This is a genomic window from Tundrisphaera macrotermitis (assembly GCF_051175315.1).
Taxonomy (GTDB): Bacteria; Planctomycetota; Planctomycetia; order Isosphaerales; family Isosphaeraceae; genus Tundrisphaera.
Genome location: NZ_CP195100.1, coordinates 3,230,879 through 3,252,684, shown reverse-complemented (window position 1 = coordinate 3,252,684; position 21,806 = coordinate 3,230,879). Strand labels below are relative to the sequence as shown.

Genomic DNA, 21,806 nt, shown 5'->3' with positions numbered 1-21,806 from the left:
GAAACGAGCCTCTCTCTTCGGGTCCGCCGCCGCTCGCCCGGGAATCGGGGCCGCTCACTTCTCGATGCTTTCGCGCGCGGCCTTGGCCTCGGGGTGGTCCGGGTCGCGGGCCAGGATGTCGTCGAGGGTCGCGCGGGCCCCGTCCTTGTCGCCGAGCGCCAGGCGGGACTTCGCCAGGCGGACGCGGAGGTCGTCGGGCTTCTTGGGCTTGAGCGTGAGGGCCGTCTCGTACTCCTCGGCGGCCGGGGCATGCTTGCCCTGGGCGGCCAGGGCGTCGGCCAGGAGGATGTGCCCGGTCGGGTCGTAGGTGTCGATGTAGATCATCTCCGTGGCCCACGTCTCGGCCTGCGCGGGCTGGCCGGCGGCCAGCCGGCGCTCGGCCAGGGTCTTGCGGACGGCGATGTCGTCGGCATCGTTGACGGCCAGCTTTTCGAGGTCGCCGAGGAGCTTCTCCTGGTCCCCCTGGCGGAGGTGGACCCGCGCCAGGTTGGCGATCCACTTGGTATGCTGGGGGTCGTCCTTGCGGGCCAGCTCGTAGAGCCGGGCCGCCTCGTCGAGCTTGCCCGCCTTCATCTCCAGCTCGGCCAGCAGGTCCACGACCCGCTCGTTGGGCTTCTCGGGGTCGAGGGCCGGCCGCAGGACCTCCAGCGCCGCGTCGTCGTCGCCGATCGAGGTGTAGAGCCGGGCCTTGACGTAGGCGGCCAGCGGCTGGTTGGGCTGGAGCTTGAGCGCCGCGTCGGCCAGCGGCCGGGCCTTCTTCAGGTCGCGGCGGGCGAAGTGCTCGTAGGCGAGCTGGGCGTTGACGGTGGCGTCCTCGGGGTTCTCCTTGAGCTTCCGCTCCAGGACCGACATGCTCGGCGCCTTCTCCTCGGCCACCCGGGTGCGGATCGAGGCCACCACCTCGTCCAGATAGACCAGGAACTTCTCCTCGAAGTCCGCCTTCTCGACGTTGAAGCAGTGCTTCACGGCGGCGTCGGTGGTCATCCCCCGGCGGTAGGCGTCGAGCATCCGGATCTGGGCATCGGCCCCGAACCGCTTGACCATGTACTGGGCATAGAGCTGGGCCTGGCAGTAGGCCATCTGCCGATCCTCGGCCACGTCCGGGCGGATGAAGCCGAGGTTGATGTTGTCGAGGTTGAAAACCTTGCGCGCCGGCACCCGTTCCTGGAGCATCTGGTTCCAGGGCTGGGGCCGGGGGTAGCCTTCGCTCTCGACGGCCAGGGCCTCGGTGTACCAGTGGGGGATGTTGAACTCGGTCTGCTGGAGCGTGATGACGTGGGTCAACTCATGCTTCAGCACCCGGGCCCAGTTGTACGGCTTCTTGCTCGACTTGGGGCTGGCCAGGGCGACCACCGTGCCGGTGCAGGCCCCCACGGTGGGGATGAACGGCAGGGCCACGGTCCGGCCGGAGAACTTCTCGTGGTCCTTCATGATCTCGATCTGGGTCATCCCGGGCAGCGAGAACCCGAACCGCTCGGTCAATTCGCCGTGGATCGACTCCAGATACCGCGAGGCGTACCGGGCCAGGAGCTTGTCCTGGGTCGGGTCGTACAGGACCGTGTAGTGCGGGCTGTCCACCGGCTTGTAGGCGGCCATGTGCTTGAGGATCAGCCGCATGTTGTTGGCGCGGACGTTGAACGGGTCGGACTCGAACGCGGCTTCGAACAGGTCGCGGGCCTCGGGCTCGCGGCCGATCTGCATGTAGAGCATCCCCAGGCCGATCCGGGTGTCGGCGCGGCGCGGGTCCGCTTCGATCGCCTGGAGGAATGCCTTCTCGGCCGAATGGTACTTGCGGCGATCGGCCAGCCTCTCGGCCAGGGCGGCATAGAACGTCGCCGGGCGGGGGTTGTGGGACCGCGCCACGGCCTCGACGGCAAGCGCCCCCAGGGGATCGACGAGCAGCCGGGACGAGGCGGCGAGCCGGGCCAGGGCGTCCTCGTCGCGGGGGTTCTCGGCGACCGCCTTCTCGGCGGCGGCCTTGGCGTCGGCGAACCGCTCGTCGGAGATGTTCAGGTCGGCGATCAGGATGTGGGCCGGGGCATACCGGGGGTTGATCTCCAGGGCCCGCTCCGCCTTCTTCCGCCCGGCCGCGAGCTTGTAGCCCTGGAGGTCGGCCTGGCCGAGCGTGACCAGGACCTCGGGGGCGTGGGGGTTGATCCGCAGGGCGCGCGTCAGTTCGCGGCGGGCGTCCCCTTCCTGATATCCGGCCAGGAACAGCCGGCCTTCCAGCCACGGGGCCCGCCAGCACTCGGGGTCGGCCTTGATCGCCGCCTCGTAGAGCTGGTTGATCACGTCGTTGAGGGCCTCGCTCTGCTCCTCCCCCTTCATGTTGGCCCGGAAGTACTTCTCGGCCGCCTGCCCGACGATGAGGAGGCCGGCGGCATCCTTCGACAGTTCTTCCTCGTGGGCGTTCTGGTAGTCGACGAACCACTTGTAGGCGGCGTCGGCCCCCTCGGTGTCGCCCCGGGCTTCCAGGAGCCGGGCCTCCACCCACCGGGCGAGCAGGTGGTCGGGGTTCGCTTCGCGGGCCAGCTTCGCCGCCTCGGCGGCGGCCTCGCGCTCGCCCAGCCCCAGGAAGATCTCGGCCTGCCGAGCCCAGAGGTCGGGGTTGATTGCCTTGGGGTCGACGGGCTTCGCCGCGGTGGCGGCGTCCATCGCGGCGCGCAAGACCTGCGAAGCCTGGCCGACCTCGCCGGTGCTTTCCAGCGCCTCGGCGCGGGCCAGCGCGATCGCCTCCCGCTCGGCCGGCGCGGGCGGGGGGTCCGCCTTGGCCAGCGCGTCGAGGGCTTCCAGGGCCTCGGCATATTTGCCGACCTTGATCATCGACCGCGCCTCGTCCAGGCCCGGCCCCGCCGCATGCGCCGGGGCCGCGAGGCCCGCGACCAGTCCCACCGCCACTGCCCAACCGATCGCGACGCGACGCATCATGCCCACCTCCTGGGTTGTCGATCCGATCTACCGTAACAGAGCCTCCGCCCCGCTCGCCAGGGGAAGGCCGCACGCCCGGCAGTCAGGTCCGGCCCATCCTGCCCCTCCTCCCCGGGCCGGCGGGTTTGGGCTTGACTCACTCCGATCCGGCCGGATTTCGGCGCGAGGATTGCAGGTCAATGGCAATCACACCTCGCGACTCCACCTTTTTGCAAAAATTCGTCGAACCGCCGTTCCGATCCCGCCGGCGATGGCGAGGAATCGGGGCGTGCGAACGTCTGGATCACCCGGAGGAGACGCGGGTTGTACCCGCATGGAGGATGCCATGCGTTTGAACACCTTGAGCTTGTGCCTGGTCGCCCCGACCCTGGCCACGTCCTTCGGCTGCGCCTCCACGATGGGGGTGCGTTACGTCTACCAGGATGGTGATTACGGCGTGGTGGGGATGCCGGAGAATTCCAACGTCTGGCCCACCTACTATCGCAAGCAGGCGGACAAACTGATGGCGGCCCATTTCCCCGAAGGGCACGAGATCGTCCGTGCCGAGGAGGTCGTGGAAGGGTCGCGCACGCTCAAGCTCGAAGGATCGAGGACCGCCGAGATGTCCCCGGCGATCGCCACGGCCGGGCTGAAGGTCGCGAAGCTGGGCGGGACCAGCAGCCGGGTCCAGGCCGACACGACCAAGATCACCGAGTCCCGGATCATCTACAAAAGGGCCGGCGGCCCGGTCCGGCCGAACTCCTATGCCGACGCCCCGGGCCTGACGCCGACGTTCTACCTCGACCCAAACGCCGCCGAGCGCCGCAAGGGATGCGACCCGCCGGCCAAGGTCGCGGAGTCGGAGTCCAAGCCAGAGCCACCCCTGAAGATCTCGCCGAGGGGGGACGGGTGACATCCCGCAACGCCCCGGGTTGAGCGGGGCCGCCGCAACCGACTTGCCCGCCCCGGGGTCGGTTGGTAGGGTGCGTCGTCATGACGCCCACCCCGCCGACCGGCCCCCTCGTCGTCGCCCCGCAACCCCCTCCCGGCCGGCGGAGGCGATGGGCCTGGGCCGTCCTGGGCCTGGTCCTCGCCGCCCACGCCTACCAGTCCGCGCGGCTGTTCCCGGGGATCGGCTCGATCCTCGACCCCGAGGCCCCGGTCATCATGGTGGATCACGCGATCCACCTCTATCACGGATCGCTGGGCGCGACCTTCTTCCGCAACCATGCGACGAGCTGGGGCTATGACCCCATGTTCCTGGCCGGCTACCCCGAGACGCCGGTCTGGGACTCCAGCAGCAACCCGTCGATCCTGTTCCAGCTCCTGGGCGGGGGGGGCTACCGGCCCCGGGCCTACAAGCTCGGGCTGCTCCTGCTGTCGTTGCTGATCCCGGCGGCGATCGCGGGCGGGGCGTGGGGGCTGGGGCTGGGCGCCGGGGAGGTGGCCGCGGCCGCCGCGCTGGGTTGGATCTACTTCTGGGGCGCCTTCCCCGCCGTGCTCTGGCGGACGGGCCTGTTCGCGTTCATCTCGGCGGCGGCGGGGGTCGGCCTCCTGCTCGGGCTCTGCGTCCGGTTCGACCGGCGGCCGACCCGGGGCAACTGGGCCGCGCTGGCGGCGTGCGGGGTTGTCCTGTTCTTCCTCCACGTCACGGCCCCGGTGATGGCCCTCGGCGGCGCCCTGGCCTTCTACGCCACGGTGGCCCGGAAGCACGACCGCCGCTGGCATGCCGCCGTGCTGGGGGCGGCGGCCGTCACGGTCGTCGCGAACCTGACCTGGCTGGTCAGCCTGTGGCGGTTCCGGGGCCTGCGCACCGGCACCGGCTTCTTCATGACGAGCGACTCCCCGCTCTACCTCCTCGAGTATTACCTGGGGCCGGACCCCGACGGCCGGCTCGGCCTGCTGATCCTGATCCCCGGAGTGCTGGGCCTGATCCGCTGGCGCAAGATCGGGCGGAGGGCGGAGGCGGCGGCCTTCGGCGGGTCGATCCTCGCCCTGCTCCTGATGACCGGGTTCGGCAGCCTGTGGGGGCCGACCCGGGTCATGGAGCCGCTGCGGTTCCGCGTCCCGTTGCAATTCCTGCTCGCCGTTCCGGCCGGTTCGTGCCTGATCGCGGCGACCGGGTGGCTGATCCGGAAGGCGGGCGGCGGTGCCCGGGGCGGGCTGACCGCCGCGATCGCCTGGGGGCTGGCCGTCACCGGCTGGCTCTACGCCGATGCCCGCGTCGCCCGGTCGATGGTCGCGGGGCTGATCCAGCATCGCCCGCTGGTGGTCGGCGTTCCCCCGGAGGCGCGGGCGCTGGTCGACTGGATCAAGGCCAACACCGACGCCTCGGCGCGGATCATGCTCGAAGACCAGCTCCGGCTCCTGGAGGCGACCGACCCGGAGAGCGTCCACTGGACGCCGCTGCTCCCCACGCTGCTCGGCCCCGATGCGCGGATGTTCATCGGCGGGCTCTACCAGACCGCGTTCATCCGCCACCACAAGATGGCCGCCTTCGGCGACTTCCAGCTCGGCGACCGCCCGATCGACAAGTGGAACGCCACGCAGCTCCGGGCGTACTGCGACCTGTACAACGTCGGCTGGGTGATCTGCTGGTCGCCTCTCTCCCGCTTCTGGTTCGACCGGTTCCCCGGCGCGACCAAAGTGGCGACTCTGCCCCGGGTGGCCACGCCGGGCTGGCCCGCCTCGCCCAATGATCACGAGTGGGCCGCGATGACCCGGAGGGCCGGGTCGATCGTGGCCCGCCGCTACATGATGGAGGGGGAAGGCTCCTACTCGGTCTACCGGGTCGAGCGGCCCCACTCGTTCTTCCTCAAGGGAAAGGGGAGACTCGTCTCGTTCGGCCCGAACCGGGTCGAACTCGCCGACGTCGAGCCCCAGGACGGCGTCGCGGTGGTCTCGCTCCACTGGCTCGACACCTGGAAGGCCGAGCCGCCCGCGACGATCGGCCCGGAACCGGCCCCGCCCGGCGACGTGCCGTTCCTCCGCATCGAGTCGAAGGTCCCCATCCCCCGGCTGGTCATCGAGAACCGGTATTGAGGGCCGGTAGGGACGCTCACGCCGATCCGCTCCCCCGCTCGAAATGATCGACGGTCTCCCGATAGACCTCCTTGAACTCCTCCTCAAGCTCGCCCGACCACGGTCCGGGAAAGACGCGCTCCGCCATCGCGGAGTCGAAAGCTCCGGCGCGGCTGCGCCAGGTCTCCTCCAGGGTCGAGTCTTCCGAGGCGATCCGGTAGGACCGGGCCAGTTCGACGAGGCGATGCTCGACCGAGGCCATCTTGCAGGCGACGGCCAGCCCCTCGCGGATCGCCCCGAAGACGAGCTCGCGGATGGCATTCGCGTGGATTTCCACCCCGGCCCCCGCCTGCTCATAGTCCTCCCGGCAATCATCGACGCTGTAGGACGAGACTCCCCGGCACGCGACCGGCCTGACCTCGTAGACCGAGCATTGGCCCGCCTCGAGGAAGGGGCAATCCAGCCGGACGCGATCCCTCCGGCTCATGTCCATGCCGTTGGTCGCCGCGATGTTGGCCTCGATGCGGGCGTCCAGCGCCGAGCGGCGTCCTGCCTCGAAGCGATCCCGCACGAACGAGGCGATGGCCAGGACCTCCGGGATCGAGGCCGCGACCGGGAACGTGCAGCAATAGGTGCAGCCGCTCCGGCAGGCGACGCGGTGCCCATCGTGGCAAGCGTCGTGGACCTGCGCGATCGACCGGTCGGTCAGTCCGTCGATCCTGCGTGCCAGTTCGATGGTCGCCGGGGCCATCGGCGGCCCGGACAGGATCTTCAACGACTCCCCGGCCGCCGCCAGTCGAGCCCGGATGACGAGCGGTTCCCCCGGATACCTCGGCCGCGCGGGAGGTCGAACACGCTTCGCCTTTCTTGCAGGGAGCCTGGGATGTCCGGGGTTGCGTGGCATTCGGAGGATCTCTCACGCCGGTGGCGATGGTTCGTCGCGGGGAGGGCCAGTGTACCCGAATCGATGACTTCGGGATCCGCTCCGGGCTTCGATCCGGCGTTCGGTCGGGAGAATACCCCTCCCCATCGCAGGCCGGGCGAGTCGCCACGCGACCGGCGTGGGTGCGATCGACCCGAGGAGCGGCGGTTGACCCCGGCGGGCGGCCGGGCCGGGAGTCCGGGCCATGTGGCGTCAGGGCAACGTCCCTGCCCGACCCTCTCGACCCGGCGGCCGGGGAGGTGCCACACTCCTGCGATGTCAAGGTCTGCGATGGTCCAGGCGACCGCCGACGGTGGCAGGTCGGGCCCATCGCCGGCCGGACCCGGAAGCCCCCCGATGATGAACTCAAGAAGAATCCTCCCGGCCGCGTTGTTCCTGGCCCTCGCAGCCTCCGCCCCCGGCAAGGCAGACTTCGTCCTCGATCAATCGAACGTCATCACGAGCCGCACCTTCGACATCGCCGTGGTGAGCACCCAGTCCGTCGCCCAGACCTTCACCGTGGGCGTGCAGGGCATCCTCGCCCGGGTTGACCTGCAAATCGCCCAGTCGCAAGGAACGACCGGCGACCTGCTTTTCTCGATCCGCACGACCGCCGGCGGGGCCCCGAACCCGGACGAAGTCCAGTCGCTCTTCCAGGTGACCATCCCCCTGAGCAGCGTGCCGTTCGACAACTCCGGCATCGACCCATTCACGTCCATCGACATCTCTTCGGCCGGGATCGCGGTGACGCCCGGCCAGGTGCTGGCCCTGTCGCTCAGCCGGACCGGGCCGGGCACGCCCCCCTGGGTCCTCTGGCAGACGTCGGCCGGTTCTTACAGCGGCGGCAACATCTACACGCGGAGCGGCACCGCGGGGGCATGGGGTATCCCACCGGAGCTGGCCACCCTCGACACCGGCTTCCGGACCTACGTCACGACGGCCGCCGTGCCCGAGCCCGGCTCTCTCGCCCTCTGCGTGACCGCCGGGTTGATGGGCCTGGGCGCCGTCCGGCTCCGTCGCAGGCGGGCCGCCTGACCCGCCCGGCGCCTCCACCTCCCGACCGCCTCCGGCCCGGACGAACGGCCCGAGGCGGCGGAGGTCTCCCACGGATCACGCCCGGGGCGACCCTGGGATGATCGCGGACGCGGGTTTCAGCAGAACGGCCGGATCGCGCGGCGGAGCGAGGAGGCGGTCGGGTAGCGGTCGGACGGGTCGCGGGCCAGCCCCCGGGCCAGGACCGCCGCCAGCGCGGCGGGGACGTCGGGGCGGCGGTCGCGGATCGGGATCGGGGCCTCTTCCAGGAGGGTCCGGATCAGGTCGTTGCTGTTGGCGTCCTCGTCGTAGATGAACCGGCCGGTGATCAGGTAGTACAGGGTCGCGGCCGTCGAGTACAGGTCGCCGATCGGCTTGACCGCCTTGAAGTCGAGCATCTGCTCGGGCGGCATGAACGGGATCGTCCCGCGCATCTCGCCGGAGAACGTCAGGCCCGACAGCCCCAGCCCCCGGAAGCTCTTGGCCAGTCCGAAGTCGGAGATCTTGGCGATCAGCCCCTGCGGCGACTGGCCGATCAGGATGTTCTCCGGCTTGATGTCGCGGTGGACGAAGCCGAGGGCGTGGGCGTGCTCCAGCCCCTTGAGCACCTGGCTGGCCATCCGGCACGCCTGGTCGATCGGGTAGGTGCCCGGCTCGGCATTGGCCAGGGCCTCCAGGTTGGTCCCGGCCACGTATTCCATCGTGAACCAGAACTGGCCCCGGGTCATCCCCTGCTCCAGCCATTCCACGATGTTCGGGTGCTTCAGCTGGCTGATGACCGACATCTCGCGGAGGAAGCGGTCGATCGCCGACCGGGTCGCGGCGCTCTCCGGGACGATCAGCTTGAGGGCGACCATCCGCCCGGTCTCGTTGTGGCGGGCCTGGAAGACGACCCCCATCCCGCCCCGGCCCAGCTCGCGGATCGTGGTGAAGTGCGGGACCGGCTGCATCGCCGTGGACACCTCGCCCCGGCAGATGTCGCACAGCCACTGGATCGACTCGCCGGCCCGGGCGTCGCCGAACCCGCTGGACACGTCGATGCCCGGCGGGGCCCCGGCGCCGCAGCTGGCGCAGTTGATCCTGGCGGGGGGCGCGGCGGGGATGAACGTCCGGGTCTTCTCCGGCACGGTCAGCTCCGAATCCTCCTCCGGCGCGACCGCCGCGCTCCCCTCGATCCGGACCACGAAGACGCTCTGCCCGGCCGCGATCCGGTCCCCGGCCGCCAGCAGGGTCCGCGTCACCTTCCGGTCGTTGACGAACGTCCCGTTGGTGCTGCCCAGGTCGCGCAGCTCGCAGCGGGGCGGGTACATCTCGACCAGGAAGTGGTCGCGCGACAGCGCCGAGTCCTCGGGCATCGGGCAATGGACGAACCGCGACCGCCCCACGATGAACGTATCGTGGCGGTCGAACAGGAACGTTTGGCCGCGTCGCGGGCCCTCGACGACATCCAGGATCACTCGCATCGGGTCCCGATCGTCCTCCAACCTCGCCATCCCATCAAGTATAAGGGACCATACGGGTCGGGGACCAATCCCGGTCACATCTTCGGCAAAAATCGGGAAAACCCCGGGAAACAGCCATGCATGACATCACCCATGAAATCGCCCGGGCACTCGCCGAAGGCCGGGGCGTGGTCGCCCTGGAATCGACCCTGATCGCGCATGGCCTCCCCTTCCCCGACAACCTGGAGGTGGCCCGCGCGTGCGAGGCGGCCGTCCGCGAGGCGGGCGCCGTGCCGGCCACGATCGCCGTCCTGGGAGGAAGGGTGCGGGTGGGGCTGGACGCGGCCGACCTGGACCGCCTGGCGCGGCCGGGGACGATCCTCAAGGCGAGCCGCCGCGACCTGGCCTGGGCGGTCGCGCGCGGCCTGGACGCCGCGACCACCGTGAGCGCCACCCTGCGGATCGCCCGCCGGGCCGGGATCGGCGTGATGGCCACCGGCGGGCTGGGCGGGGTCCACCGGGATGCCTCGACCAGCTTCGACGTGTCGACCGACCTCGACGAGCTGGCCGACGCCGACGGGATGGCGGTGGTCTGCTCGGGGGTGAAGTCGATCCTCGACGTTCCGGCGACCCTGGAGGTCCTGGAGACCCGGGGCGTGGCCGTGGTCGGCTACCGGACCGACTGCTTCCCGGCGTTCACCTCGACCGGCGACGAGCACCGGCTCGACGCCCGCGTCGAATCGCCGGGGGAGGTCGCCGACCTGATCCGGGCCCACCGCGACCTGGCGCTGCCCGGGGCCGTGGTCGTGGCCCAGCCGGTCCCGGAGGCCGACGCGCTGGACCGGGCCGCGATGGAAACCGCCCTGGCCGAGGCCCAGGCCGCCGCCCGCGACCAAGGGGTGGTCGGCAAGGCGATCACACCGTTCCTGCTGGATCACCTCCGCCACGCCACCGAGGGCCGCAGCCTCCGCGCCAACCGGTCGCTGATCGTCAACAACGCCCGGCTGGCCGGGGAGGTCGCGGCGAGCCTGGCCGGCCTCACCCCTCGACCGAGCGGGCCGGGCTGATCTGGAGGGACTTGAGGATCCGCTCGATCTCCTGGCGATAGGCGGCCACGTTGTCGCGCGAGGTGGTGGCCACGGCCAGGATCGAGGCCGACTGGCCGAACTGGATCAGGTAGCCGTCGAAGTGGATCCGGGGGGCGTTGCCGGTCTTGGATCGGTCGGGGGCCTGGATGGCGGCCTCGATCCGGTGGACCTTCATCCTGGGCCATTCGGCCTCGGGCAGCCACTCCTCGCCCCCCTTCATGACTTCGAGCCGGTTCGATCCCCACTTGGACGCCAGCTTCTGGCGGAGCAATTCCGGGGTGACGACCTTGCCCACGTACTCGACCTGGAGCAGGTCGTGGCCGTCGCGGCGGCCCCGGGTGAGGGTGGCCGTCTCCGGGTCGGCGACGATCCCCCCGGCCACCAGCTGGTAGGGGTCGGGCGGCAGCAGGTCCTGGGGGTGGTCGAAGCCGAACCGGCCCCTGGGGTCGAGATAGGACAGCCAGGCGTTGGCGTCGGTGGGTTCGGGCCGGGCCGGGGGCCTGGGGATCGTGGCGGCGTCGTTGCCCAGGCCGAGCTGGCGGTGGACCACGACCTCGCGGGTCGTCCGGTAGTGGAGCCGGCCCGGCCCCGGCAGCAGGCCGGTGGTGGTCCGGGCCATGCGGATCTCGGTCAGGCCGCCCCGGGTTTCGATGATCCCGTCGTCGGCCCGGGCCGGGGGCTGGGCCGGGGCCGTGGCAGGGGCCGTGGCATCGGCGGGGGGCGTGGCGTCTTCGGGCAGGCCGGTGAACAGGGCCTCGGCGTTGACGGCGGCCTGGAGGCTGGGGGACTCGACCCGGCCCGAGATCCCGATCACCGCCACCAGGCGCGGGCCGTCGGCCTCGCGGCGCAGCTCGACGAGCTTCCCGGTCAGGGCGTCGACCGGGCCGGCGGCCTCGCCGATCAGGGCCTGGGCCGCCTTGCGGGGGATCCGCCAGGTCTCCCCGACCCGCACCGGCTGGGCGGGCAGGATCTGGGACGCGTGGGGCAGGAAGGTGACGCGGGCCGCCAGCTCATACTCGGTGTCGCGGAGCCGCCGCCCTTCGGTCAGGCTGAGGAGCTGGGACGCCTCGCCGGGGCGGGGGCGGCAATAGACGGACAGCCCCTCGAAGGGGCGGGGCATGACCGCCTCGGCGGCGTCGCCCGGGCGGACCTGGAACCGCTCGAAGGTGCGGACCGTGGCCGCCGGGATCCCCTGGGTCGAGACCTCGGCCGGGCGCTCGACGTACACCAGTTGCCGCGCCGTCTCGGACCGCTTCGGCGACCCCTTGGGCACGTCGATCGAGTCCTTGGTGATCTCGACCACGCCGACGCGATAAGGGCCGATCAGCGGCGTGCCGGCGGCGTCCGTCTCGTCCGGCGCGTAGCGCTCCATGAGGCGATAGCGGTGGGTGAGGTCGGCCATCACCGTCGTCTTCGCGGGCGACGAGGCGGCGATCTCCCCCTTCGGCTCCTGGGCGTGGGCGGCCAGTCCGATCGCCAGGAGCCCGGCCGGGATCATCGAAGCTCGGATCATCCGGCCGGGTCGGGCCGGGCCGTCGGCGGGGCTGGGGCTCATCGGTGGCACCTCGAAGCAAGGATCTGGGGTCGGGGTCATCGGTCCGCGCCGATCATCTCGCGGCCGGCATCTTCCATTCCAAAGAGCCGATCAGCAGCAGGTCCTGGTCGCCGAACGCCTTCTCCTGCGCCTGGCCGAGCGTGAACGTGGCGATGATCTGGTCGCCGGCCGGCGAGGCGATCAGGTAGTAATGCCAGAGGATCGCCGCGTCCCCCTGCTTGCCCCGGGCCGACACCTTGTAGCGATAGTTCCCGGCGGCCACCCCGCCGACCTCCCCCTGCCCGACGATCGCCTCGAACCGGGGGCCGAGCGCCTTGCGGACGTCCTCGCGGAACTGCTCGGGGTCCTGGTGCTTCCCCTTGCCGGCGTCGGGCCCGGCCATCAGGTTGGCCTGGGCGACCAGCTCGCCGCGGTCGAGCCGCTTGAGCACGACCTGGCGTGGGTCGTCCCAGTAGAGGTGCCAGTTGCGGTCGTGGAGCAGCGAATACTTGCCGTCCGGCGCGTTGAACTGGAGCAGGTCCCGGCCCGGCGCGGGGGCCATCGCCCGCCCGACCAGCCCGTCATCGGCCAGGATCCCGGTGGTGGGCGTCGCCGCGATGGCGACGTCCAGCGTGCTCTTGACGTCCAGACCGGCCTCGATCGGCCCGGGGGCGCGGGTCTCGGCCCTCCGCAGCGACAGGGTCGCGACCCGATGGGCCGCGCGATCGAAAGTGAAGGAGCCCTCGCAGGCCATGTTCCCCTCGCCGCCCAGCGCGGCGCCCCGGATCGAGCCCAGGAGCCGGACGGTGGCGGTCGCCTCGGTGGCGGCCTCCAGGGTCGCCTCCAGCGTGTTGGCCGCCAGCGCGTCGTAGCCGCTCAAGGACCGGGCGGCGTCGGCCCCGACGGTCCACCGCTCGCCGACCGCCACCGGCGCGGGGGGGAGCAGGTCGGCCAGGGCCAGGGGGTCGCCGGGGCCCTGCACCAGCTCCAGCTCCGACCGCGTGAGCGGCCCTCCGGCGCTATGGACCGTGACCTGCCCATCCTTGCGCTCGGCGACCAGGGTCGTCATCTCGGGGCGGAGCGACGAGGAGGACGGCCGGATCTCGCCGTTGATCGTGGCCCCGGCGCGGCTGACCTGCCGGACCGCCAGCCGGGGCGATCCGTCCCGGGCGACCTCCGCGACCCGGTCGTCGAACTCCAGGCGGGTCTCCACCTTCAGCGCCAGGGCCGGGGCGGCGGGCGCCCCGGGGGCCACCGCCGGCTTGTAGGTGCCGGCCGCCTTCAGCTCGATCGTGGCGTGCGACAGGTCCCCCGCCTTCGCGGCCGGGCGGAGCGACACCTTGTCGGCCGGCGCCGCGACTGCCAGCAGAACCGTCGCGCATGCCCAGAAGACGCCCATCATCCAATCTCCCGAACCCCGGCCCGGCGCGGATCGACCTCGATTCGCGCGCCTGATCAATCTATCGCAGACCGCGACCGCGAGGCGACAGGAACGCCCCATCCCGGCCGGTCCGTCGGCGATCGGCGAGGGAATCCGCCCGGACTGTCCACTTCTCATCGTCCCGTCGGGTAAGTTGTAGAGAAGGCGCGGCGAAATCCGCCCGCTTTTACGATCAGGAGAGGGGAGGGTTGCGACTGGGCCGATCCCGAAACCCGCCGGGGCGATGACGTTGGGGACGGGGGCGGGCCGGATCGATCACCGGGCACCTTCTTTGCGTAATCACACTGGCGCCGATCGCGAACCCGAGGGTTCCCGGATCGGTCCGTCAGTCACCACCGGGCGGGATCGCCGGCCATCGGCGAGCGGCGGGGTGGCGACGGGGGAGGCGGGCGACGGACGGGGGCGAGGCTCATGGGGGGGACATACCGCCATCCGGCTCTCCGCGAGCTCCAGGAGCAGCAGGCCCGGTTCGCGCCCCGCGAACGCCTGTTCGAGCAGGTCGAGCGGGCCGAGAAGCTCCTGGAGGAGATCGACGCCGAGAAGAGATACCCGTTCGAATATCTGTTCTTCCGCCTCACCGGCTTCCGGCCCGAGGTGACCACGGCGCTGGTGCTGGACGGCGCCGGGGTCCGGGCCGACCTCCGCGTCTACGCCGAGGACCTCTCCGCGTCGCTCGGACAGACCGTCGAGCAGGCCCCCGAGCCGGTCCTCACGGTGGCCGAGGTCAGCCGCCGCTTCAACGTCTCCACCCGGACCATCACCCGATGGCGGGGCCAGGGGCTGGTCGCCCGCCGCTTCCTGATCGGCGGCCGGTCCAAGGTCGGCTTCCTGGAGTCGAGCCTCTCGAAATTCGTCGAATCGCACCGGGCCCAGGTCGATCGCGGGTCCCGGTTCCAACGGCTCACCGACGAGGAGCGCGAGGAGATCATCCGTCGCGCCCGGCGCATGGCGCCCGTCGGCCAGGGCGGGCTGGTCGAGATCGCACGGAGGATCGCACGGAAGATGGAACGCTCCACCGAGACCGTCCGCATGACCCTCAAGACCTACGACCTGGAACACCCGGACCGGGCGATCTTCGGGCCCACGACGCCGCCCCTGGACGACGCCACCAAGGCCAAGATCGCGCGACTCTACAACCACGGCCGGGGCGTCTCGGCCGACGACCTCGCCGCCCAGTTCGGCCGCACCCGGTCGAGCATCTACCGCGTCCTCAACGAGGTCCGGGCCCAGCGGATCCTGGAGATCAAGCTGGAGTACATGGCCCACCCCAGCTTCGACGACCCCGCGATGGCCGCCGAGATCCTGGGCCCGATGCCCGAGCCGGCCGACGGCAAGGCTCCCCGCAAGACCAAGGCCCCCAAGGGCCTGCCCCCCTACCTGGCCAGCCTGTACGAGGTCAACCTGCTGGCCCGCGAGCAGGAAGCCCACCTGTTCCGCAAGATGAACTACCTCAAGTACCAGGCCGACAAGATCCGCCAGGCCATCGAACCGACCAAGGTGAAGACCTCGGTCCTGGACGAGATCGAAAGGCTCCAGGACGCGGCCCTGGCCGTCAAGAACCAGATCATCAGCGCCAACCTCCGCCTGGTGGTCTCGATCGCCAAGAGGCACGTCGGCCCGTCCAACGACTTCTTCCACCTCGTCTCCGACGGCAACATGTCGCTGATCCGCGCCGTGGAGAAGTTCGACTACGCCCGGGGCAACAAGTTCAGCACCTACGCCAGCTGGGCGATCATGAAGAACTTCGCCCGGACGATCCCCGAGGAGAACTACCGCCGCGACCGCTTCGTCACCGGGCATGAGGAGATGTTCGAGGCCGCCGCCGACAACCGCACCGACGAGCACGAATACGAGAACTCCCAGAAGAAGATGCAGGTCGCCGTCAAGGGGATGCTCGGCCGGCTCGACGACCGCGAGCGCCGGATCATCATCTGCCGCTACGGCATCAACGGCGCCAGCGAGCAGACCCTGGAGCAGCTCGGCAAGGAACTCGGCATCACCAAGGAGCGCGTCCGCCAGATCGAATCCCGCGCCCAGGACAAGCTCCGCCGCATCGCCGGCGAGGAGAAGCTCGACCTGCCGATGCTGTGAGCCGCCGGCGGCGACGGGTCCGGGGCGTCATCGCACCGCCGAGATGTCCCAGACCTTGGTCGCGTACCACACCCCCTGCCGCGTGCCGGTCGCGTCGATGTCCATCTCCGTGGTGGCCAGGGTCCGCTCGTCGGGCGAAAAGGCCAGGCGGACCGACCTGGTGTTGAACCCCTCCAGGGTCGCGACCTCGCGCCCGGTCAGGCCGTCGACGATCCGGATCCGGCCCGCGACGGGCAGGGCCGAGGCCGCCGGACGCCCCCCCGGTGTGAACCGGCGCACCAGCCGTTGGGCCCAGGACGGGGTGATTTCCTCGAAGGCCCCGAGGGCCAGGTAGCGGTCCCCGCAGGCGATCGACCAGCCCAGCGACAGGTCGCCGAGATCCGGGCGGAGGGTACGACGGATCGTCGACGAGGGGACATCCCAGAGCTGGACCGCCCCGTCGGCGCGGATCACGGCCAGGGTGCGCCCGTCCGGGGAGAATTGCAGGGCGATATACGAGAGTTGCGGGCCGGAGCGGTCGGGATCGGCCAGGACCGTCCGTTTCAGGCCCGAGGGCAGGTCGTACAGGGTGATCGCCACCCCGGCCAGGTCGGCGACGGCGAGGGCCGACCCATCCGGGGCGAAGATCGCCGCCTCGTGGACCAGGTTGGAGAGGAGGATCTCGGGCAAGGGCTGCCAGGTCCGGGCGTCCCAGCGATGGATCCGTTCCTGGTCGGAACCGACCATCTCCCTCATCAAGAGCGTCCGGCCGCCGTCGGCGAAGGCGACCTGCCCGCCATGACCCGGGAGGTCGAGGGTCGGCCCTTCCACGCCGGTCGCCGCGTCCCAGATCCGGAGGATCCCGGTCCGGCCCGGGACCGAGACCGAGTCCCAGCCGCCGGCCGCGATCAAACCGCCATCGCGCGAGAAGTCCAGGAGTTCGACCGGCGTCGGCGTGGCCTCGGGCTCCAGCCTCATCCCTCCCAGCGAATCGCCGAGGAGCGGGGCCCCGCTCCGGCCGTCGCGGAGCGAGAGCCGCGCCCGCCAGGACACGTCCCCGGGCTCGGCCCACCAGTCGGTCGAGGGGACCGACTCGAAACCCGGCCCGCCCGAGAGCAAGGCCCGCCCGTCGGGCGAGAACGCCGTCTGATTGGCCGTGTTCGCGAAGGCGAACATCAGCCGGGGCCTCGGCTTCAGCCAGAGATGGAGCCCCCCCGCCGCCAGGACCACCGCGAGGGCTAGTCCCACAAGCCGGGCGCGTCGGTGCGATCTGCGGGCGGGGTCGGGCCGATCGCCGGATTCGGATGCCGAAGGATCGACGGGCATGGCTGGATCTCCGAGGGGGCCGGGGTCGGCCGACCGGCGGCCGGGAGCCCCTGCTGACGCGGCCGGGCCTCGAAATATTCGGGGAACCGCATCCTTTCCCGCCATCGACGCGGCGAGGATACTGGGGCCGAGCCGCATCATCACACCAGCAGGCATCTCCGGCATGCCCGAGGATCTGGGTGGCTGCGGGTTCGGCCGGTCCCCCCACCGGGGCCGTGTCGTGTGTCCGGGCGACGGGGGCGACGATGATCCTGAGATCGGCGAGTTTCTGGGGGGCGGCCTTCCTGGCCTGGGCGACATGGGGGGCGCCGGCGGTCCGGGGCGCCGAGGGGCCGGAGCTTCCCCGGGCCGAGATCGCCCGGCGCGGGAGGGAGGCGACCGCCTTCCTGGAGTTCGGCGGGAACCGCTCGGCCACGGCCTTCTGCGTCCACCCGTCGGGGCTATTCGTCACCAACGACCACGTCCTGCGCGGGCCGGGGGCGGGCGACGGCGCGAAGATCAAGGTCGTGATGGGGTCGGGGTCGCTGGAGCAGCAGGTCTTCGACGCGAAGGTCGTCCGCCGCGACCGCGAGGCGGACCTGGCCCTGCTGCGGGCCGAATCGGCCAGGGGCCTGCCCGCGCTGCCGCTGGGCTCTGCCGATGGCCTGGCGGAACTGGACGAGGTGTTCATCTTCGGCTTCCCGTTCGGCCGCAACCAGACCATGATCGTGGCGACGCCCAGGAACGAGCAGTATCCGTCGATCAGCGTCAATCGCGGGGCGATCAGCTCGCTCCGGCGGAAGGATGGCCGGTTGGAGCGGATCCAGCTCAACGCGGCGGTCAACCCGGGGAATTCCGGGGGGCCGGTGCTGAACGCCAGGGGGAACGTGGTGGGCGTGGTCGTCGGCCGCGTCGAGGGGCAGTTCGGGGCGGGCATCGACCTGGCGATCCCGGTCACCATCCTGGACCGATTCCTCTCCATGCCGGAGATCGACTTCGCGGCGATGGGGCATGGCGACACGGCGATGCCCGGCGAATCGGTCGAATTCCGGGCCCAGGTCGCGTCGCCCATCGCGGGCTCGACGCCGCCGGACCTGCAACTCGTGTTCGCCGCCGGCACGCCCCAGGAGCGTCGCAAGCCCATGACCCGCGCGGGGGACGCGTACGTTGCGAGCGATGTCCCCTTCCCCGCGACCAAGGGGCCGCGGAGCGTCGGCGTGGAGGTCCGGTATCCCGACGGGTCCGTGAAGGGCAACGCGGAGGACATCGAACTCCGGTCGGGCGGCGCCGGCGTGCGGCTCGGACGGCTCCGCACCTTGCGCCTGTCGCCCGGCCCGGAGGCCATCGCGGCCGACGGTCGTCCGCTGGACCCGGCGCCCGAGGCCCCCAAGGAACTGCCGGTGCAGGTCGGCGGGCAAAGGCTCGCCCTGGACCTGTCGCAGGCCCGCGAGATCGAGGTGACGGAGCCCAACGCCGACGACGCGGTCAGCTGCGCCGTGGTCGCGCTCCGGGGCAAGGAGGAGATCGGCCGGTCCAGCCTGCCCCTGTTCCTGGAAGGGGCCCCGCGGCCATCCTTCGACGCCCTCCGCGAAGGCCGATTCATCCGGCCGCCCCGCAGCACCTCGCCGATCTCCTACGTCCGCGTCGAGAGCACGGCGGGGGATTACATCGGCCAGGGGAAATCCTACTCGTATGGGAAGGGGGACCTGTCCTTCCAGATGCAGGGCCCGGCCCTCCGCTGCCAAATCGGCGACTTCGGCAACTGGACCCTGTCGCTCTCGGCCGGCGGCAATCGGATGCTGGAGGCGGCCGAGTATCGGGACGCCAAGCGGTATCCGTTCAGCAACGACGCCCCGGGCCTGGACTTCAGCGGCAACGGCCGGGGCTCCAACATGCTCGCCGGGGAATTCCGGATCTGGGAGCTGGACATGACCCAGGGCCAGGTGAACCGGATCGCGGTCGACTTCGTCCAGAGGTCCGAGGGGAAGATGCCCCCGCTCGTCGGCATGCTCCGGTTCCAATCGACGTTCCACTGATCGGGCGTCGGCCCGGGGCCGGGGCGAGTTCGCGCCGCGATCAGGGGGCGGTCGCGGCGCGGGGGGGCGACGAGGATCGGCGGTCGCTGATCCGCCGCTCCACCTCGGCCGGGTCGCTGGGGATGTCCCCGGACAACTTCTCCAGCCCGTCCTTCGTGACCAGGTAGTCATCCTCGATCCGGACGCCGAAGCCTTCCGAGGGGAGGTAGAGGCCGGGCTCGATGGTGAAGACCTCGCCGGGGGCGAGCGGCTTCGAGGTGTCGCCCACGTCGTGGACCTCCAGGCCCATGTGGTGGCCGAGGCCGTGGGTGAAGAAGTGGTCCATCGTCTGCTCGGTCCCGGTCTCGTCCCGGGCCCGGAGCGGGCTCTTGCGGAAGAAGTCCTTGACCCACCGCGACAGGGTGGCGATGGTCGTCTCCCCCGGCTTGAACTGGGCCGCCGCGCCGGACTGGGCGTCCAGGACGAGTTGGTAGACCTCGCGCTGGCGGGGGGTGAAGACGCCGTCGGCCGGATAGGTGCGGGTAATGTCGGCCGCGTAGCCGTGGACCTCCGCGCCGATGTCCACCACCACGAGTTCCCCGCCGCCGACCGTCCGGTCGTTGCGGTTGTAGTGGAGCACCGTGGAATTGGGGCCGGAGCCGACGATCGACGGGAAGGCCGCCCGCGAACCGCCCCCGGCGAGGAACGCCCCCAGGATCGCCCCTTCCAGACGATTCTCGGTCACGCCCGGTGCGAGCAGGCGGGCCACCTCGTCCTGCGCGACCGCCGTGGCGGCGATGGCGCGGCGGATCAGGGCGATCTCGGGCTCCGACTTCGCCTTCCGCATCTCGTTGAGCCGCGGGGCCACGTCGACGAACCGGGCATGGGGCGCCCCCTCGCGGAGGAACCGCGCGAACCGGGCGGCGACCGAGGTCGAGCCCGGCCGGGCCTCGGGCTCGATCAGGTGGACCGTGGCCGCCCGGGCGTGGAGCCCGGATCGCGGGTCGGCCACCGCCCGGAACGCGTCGGCCAGGAACAGGGCCGACGACTCGACCCGGTCGAACCCGGTCCGCGCCTGGGCCTCCGGCCCCGGGGCCAGCCTCGGGCCGTTCCACCGCTCCTGGGCGGGGTTCCTGGGCGGGAGGTACAAGGCTTCCTCCCCGGTGTCGGGCCGGAGGATCAGGGCGGCGTCCTCCTCGGCCACGCCGGTGAGGTAGGCGAAGTTCGGCTCCTGGGCGAACTTGCCGTCCTCGGGCGGCACCCCGCGCCCCAGCAGGATCACGACCGGCCCGGGCTCGGGCGCCGCCCCGCCGTGCCCCTCGGCGGCCCGGATCGCATCGCGAAGGGTCGCCGAGGCCGCATCAGCCCCCTTGATCCGCTCCATCAGGTCGCGGCGACGCTTCTTGTACGCCTCGGGCGGCTGGCCGTTTAATAAGGGGGCCGAGGCGTGCGGGACGACCGGCACGGCCCCCCCCTCCGCGGAGACGGCCGGGACGACCCAGGCCAGCGCGGCCAGGACCCATCCCGCCGGGGCCGGGCGGTTGGCGGGGCGGATCGGTGCGAGCATCGGTCTTCTCCGGGCGGGGCGCTAAGATGGGCGACGTTGCCCGATTGTGGCCGCGGGCGTCGCCGATTTCCAACGAACTCCGCCGGAAAGCCACGCGGCGGGAGAGTCCGCCGAGGGTCGAATGGACAGCCGGTCCGGCGACTTGCTACACTCGGACCCCTCGCTCACGGACGGGCGTGCGTCCGCGCACGTCGCGCCTCAAGGTCCGGCCGGCACCCGACCGCCCGGCATATACCGCCCCATCGCCTCGGGAGGAACACCCTTCGTGTCTCAAGACCGCCATCTGTTCACCAGCGAATCGGTGTCGATGGGCCATCCGGACAAGATGGCCGATCAGATCTCCGACGGCATCCTCGACGCCATCCTGGCCCAGGACCCGGCGGCCCGCGTCGCCTGCGAGACCCTGCTGACGACCGGCCTGGTGGTCGTCGCCGGCGAGATCACGACCTCGGCGCAGGTGAACTACGCCGACGTCGTCCGCCGGGTCGTCAAAGAGATCGGCTACACCTCCAGCGACATGGGCTTCGACGCCACGACCTGCGGCGTGATGGTCGCCCTGGGCAAGCAGTCGCCCGACATCGCCATGGGCGTGAACGCTGACGAAGGGGCGGGCAAGGATATCGGGGCCGGCGACCAGGGGCTGATGTTCGGCTTCGCGTCCAACGAGACGCCCGAGCTGATGCCGATGCCGATCGCCCTGTCGCACCGGATCATCAATCGCCTGACCGAGCTGCGCCAGGACGGCACGATCCCCTGGCTCCGCCCGGACAGCAAGAGCCAGGTCACCGTCGAGTACGAGGGCGGCAAGCCGGTCCGCGTCCACACCGTGGTCGTGTCGACCCAGCACGCCCCGGACGTCGACAACAAGACGATCCGCGACACCATCATCAAGCAGGTGATCGAGCCGGTCCTGCCCAAGGAGCTGGTCCACGGCGACATCATCTACCACATCAACCCGACCGGCAACTTCGTGGTCGGCGGCCCTCACGGCGACGCCGGCGTGACCGGGCGGAAGATCATCGTCGATACCTACGGCGGCCGGGGCCGCCACGGCGGCGGCGCCTTCAGCGGCAAGGACCCCACGAAGGTCGACCGCTCGGCCGCCTACATGGCCCGCCACGTCGCCAAGAACATCGTCGCGGCCGGCCTCGCCGACCGCTGCGAGATCCAGCTGGCCTACGCCATCGGCGTGTCCGAGCCGGTCAGCGTCCTGGTCGACACCGAGGGGACCGGCAAGATCCCCGACACCAAGATCGCGGAGCTGGTCCGCAAGCAGTTCCCGCTCAGCCCGGCCGGGATCATCAAGCACCTCGACCTCCGTCGCCCGATCTTCCAGAAGACGGCCAGCGGCGGCCACTTCGGCCGCTCCGAGCCCGACTTCACCTGGGAGAAGACCGAGGACGCCGCCGCCCTCCGCAAGGCCGCCGGACTCTGAGTTGCTCCCGAGTTGACCGACCGATGG

Annotated in this window: 14 protein-coding genes; 7 read left to right on the top strand and 7 right to left on the bottom strand. The window is 71.2% G+C overall.

The window, feature by feature from the left end; translation table 11 throughout:
• Window positions 1–54: 54 nt before the first annotated feature.
• A complete protein-coding gene (locus TA3x_RS13055) occupies window positions 55–2,928 on the bottom strand; it encodes a tetratricopeptide repeat protein (RefSeq protein ID WP_435021884.1) in 2,874 nt (957 codons plus the stop codon).
• A 325-nt stretch (window positions 2,929–3,253) separates the two neighbouring features.
• On the opposite strand from TA3x_RS13055, the gene TA3x_RS13050 reads away from it, so the two are divergent.
• Window positions 3,254–3,820, top strand: coding sequence for a hypothetical protein (locus TA3x_RS13050; RefSeq protein ID WP_435021883.1), 567 nt, complete (start codon window positions 3,254–3,256; stop codon window positions 3,818–3,820).
• Between the two features lie 80 nt (window positions 3,821–3,900).
• The gene (locus TA3x_RS13045; RefSeq protein ID WP_435021881.1) at window positions 3,901–5,949 is read left to right on the top strand and encodes a hypothetical protein; all 2,049 of its coding nucleotides are present in this window, start codon (window positions 3,901–3,903) and stop codon (window positions 5,947–5,949) included.
• A gap of 16 nt (window positions 5,950–5,965) precedes the next feature.
• On the opposite strand, the gene TA3x_RS13040 is transcribed toward TA3x_RS13045, so the two are convergent.
• Window positions 5,966–6,703, bottom strand: coding sequence for a YkgJ family cysteine cluster protein (locus TA3x_RS13040; protein WP_435021879.1), 738 nt, complete (start codon window positions 6,701–6,703; stop codon window positions 5,966–5,968).
• Window positions 6,704–7,207: 504 nt separating this feature from the next.
• Here TA3x_RS13040 and TA3x_RS13035 point away from each other — a divergent pair.
• Window positions 7,208–7,885, top strand: coding sequence for a PEP-CTERM sorting domain-containing protein (locus TA3x_RS13035; protein ID WP_435021877.1), 678 nt, complete (start codon window positions 7,208–7,210; stop codon window positions 7,883–7,885).
• Between the two features lie 116 nt (window positions 7,886–8,001).
• Here the strand turns inward: TA3x_RS13035 and TA3x_RS13030 are convergent, their stop codons facing one another.
• Entirely contained in the window at window positions 8,002–9,345 is a 1,344-nt protein-coding gene (locus TA3x_RS13030; protein ID WP_435021875.1) for a protein kinase domain-containing protein, read from the bottom strand.
• A 116-nt stretch (window positions 9,346–9,461) separates the two neighbouring features.
• Between TA3x_RS13030 and TA3x_RS13025 the strand changes: the two genes are divergently transcribed.
• Window positions 9,462–10,391, top strand: a complete 930-nt coding sequence (locus TA3x_RS13025; protein WP_435021873.1) for a pseudouridine-5'-phosphate glycosidase — start codon at window positions 9,462–9,464, stop codon at window positions 10,389–10,391.
• Here TA3x_RS13025 and TA3x_RS13020 read toward each other — a convergent pair.
• On the bottom strand, window positions 10,363–11,967 hold the full coding sequence (locus TA3x_RS13020) for a hypothetical protein (protein WP_435021871.1): 1,605 nt from the start codon (window positions 11,965–11,967) through the stop codon (window positions 10,363–10,365). The genes TA3x_RS13025 and TA3x_RS13020 overlap by 29 nt on opposite strands.
• A gap of 52 nt (window positions 11,968–12,019) precedes the next feature.
• Complete coding sequence (locus TA3x_RS13015; protein ID WP_435021869.1) at window positions 12,020–13,348, bottom strand: hypothetical protein; 1,329 nt, start codon at window positions 13,346–13,348, stop codon at window positions 12,020–12,022.
• A gap of 450 nt (window positions 13,349–13,798) precedes the next feature.
• On the opposite strand from TA3x_RS13015, the gene TA3x_RS13010 reads away from it, so the two are divergent.
• Window positions 13,799–15,478 carry a sigma-70 family RNA polymerase sigma factor gene (locus tag TA3x_RS13010; protein WP_435021867.1) on the top strand — a complete coding sequence of 560 codons (1,680 nt, stop codon included), beginning with the start codon at window positions 13,799–13,801 and terminating at the stop codon, window positions 15,476–15,478.
• Between the two features lie 27 nt (window positions 15,479–15,505).
• Here TA3x_RS13010 and TA3x_RS13005 read toward each other — a convergent pair whose 3' ends face one another.
• On the bottom strand, window positions 15,506–16,705 hold the full coding sequence (locus TA3x_RS13005; RefSeq protein ID WP_435021865.1) for a WD40 repeat domain-containing protein: 1,200 nt from the start codon (window positions 16,703–16,705) through the stop codon (window positions 15,506–15,508).
• A gap of 323 nt (window positions 16,706–17,028) precedes the next feature.
• On the opposite strand from TA3x_RS13005, the gene TA3x_RS13000 reads away from it, so the two are divergent.
• On the top strand, window positions 17,029–18,798 hold the full coding sequence (locus tag TA3x_RS13000) for a S1C family serine protease (RefSeq protein ID WP_435021863.1): 1,770 nt from the start codon (window positions 17,029–17,031) through the stop codon (window positions 18,796–18,798).
• A 40-nt stretch (window positions 18,799–18,838) separates the two neighbouring features.
• On the opposite strand, the gene TA3x_RS12995 is transcribed toward TA3x_RS13000, so the two are convergent.
• On the bottom strand, window positions 18,839–20,344 hold the full coding sequence (locus TA3x_RS12995) for an aminopeptidase P N-terminal domain-containing protein (protein ID WP_435021861.1): 1,506 nt from the start codon (window positions 20,342–20,344) through the stop codon (window positions 18,839–18,841).
• 307 nt (window positions 20,345–20,651) lie between these two features.
• Between TA3x_RS12995 and metK the strand changes: the two genes are divergently transcribed.
• Window positions 20,652–21,779: a methionine adenosyltransferase gene (metK, locus tag TA3x_RS12990; RefSeq protein WP_435022354.1), complete on the top strand. Its 1,128-nt coding sequence runs from the start codon at window positions 20,652–20,654 to the stop codon at window positions 21,777–21,779.
• Window positions 21,780–21,806: the final 27 nt, after the last annotated feature.

Excerpts from the sequence above, each read along its gene's own strand:
- TA3x_RS13055 (WP_435021884.1), bottom strand. The coding sequence starts at position 2,928 with ATGATGCGTCGCGTCGCGATCGGTTGGGCAGTGGCGGTGGGACTGGTC.
- TA3x_RS13050 (WP_435021883.1), top strand. The coding sequence starts at position 3,254 with ATGCGTTTGAACACCTTGAGCTTGTGCCTGGTCGCCCCGACCCTGGCC.
- TA3x_RS13045 (WP_435021881.1), top strand. The coding sequence starts at position 3,901 with ATGACGCCCACCCCGCCGACCGGCCCCCTCGTCGTCGCCCCGCAACCC.
- TA3x_RS13035 (WP_435021877.1), top strand. The coding sequence starts at position 7,208 with ATGATGAACTCAAGAAGAATCCTCCCGGCCGCGTTGTTCCTGGCCCTC.
- TA3x_RS13030 (WP_435021875.1), bottom strand. The coding sequence starts at position 9,345 with ATGCGAGTGATCCTGGATGTCGTCGAGGGCCCGCGACGCGGCCAAACG.
- TA3x_RS13025 (WP_435021873.1), top strand. The coding sequence starts at position 9,462 with ATGCATGACATCACCCATGAAATCGCCCGGGCACTCGCCGAAGGCCGG.
- TA3x_RS13020 (WP_435021871.1), bottom strand. The coding sequence starts at position 11,967 with ATGAGCCCCAGCCCCGCCGACGGCCCGGCCCGACCCGGCCGGATGATC.
- TA3x_RS13015 (WP_435021869.1), bottom strand. The coding sequence starts at position 13,348 with ATGATGGGCGTCTTCTGGGCATGCGCGACGGTTCTGCTGGCAGTCGCG.
- TA3x_RS13010 (WP_435021867.1), top strand. The coding sequence starts at position 13,799 with ATGGGGGGGACATACCGCCATCCGGCTCTCCGCGAGCTCCAGGAGCAG.
- TA3x_RS13000 (WP_435021863.1), top strand. The coding sequence starts at position 17,029 with ATGATCCTGAGATCGGCGAGTTTCTGGGGGGCGGCCTTCCTGGCCTGG.
- TA3x_RS12995 (WP_435021861.1), bottom strand. The coding sequence starts at position 20,344 with ATGCTCGCACCGATCCGCCCCGCCAACCGCCCGGCCCCGGCGGGATGG.
- metK (WP_435022354.1), top strand. The coding sequence starts at position 20,652 with ATGGGCCATCCGGACAAGATGGCCGATCAGATCTCCGACGGCATCCTC.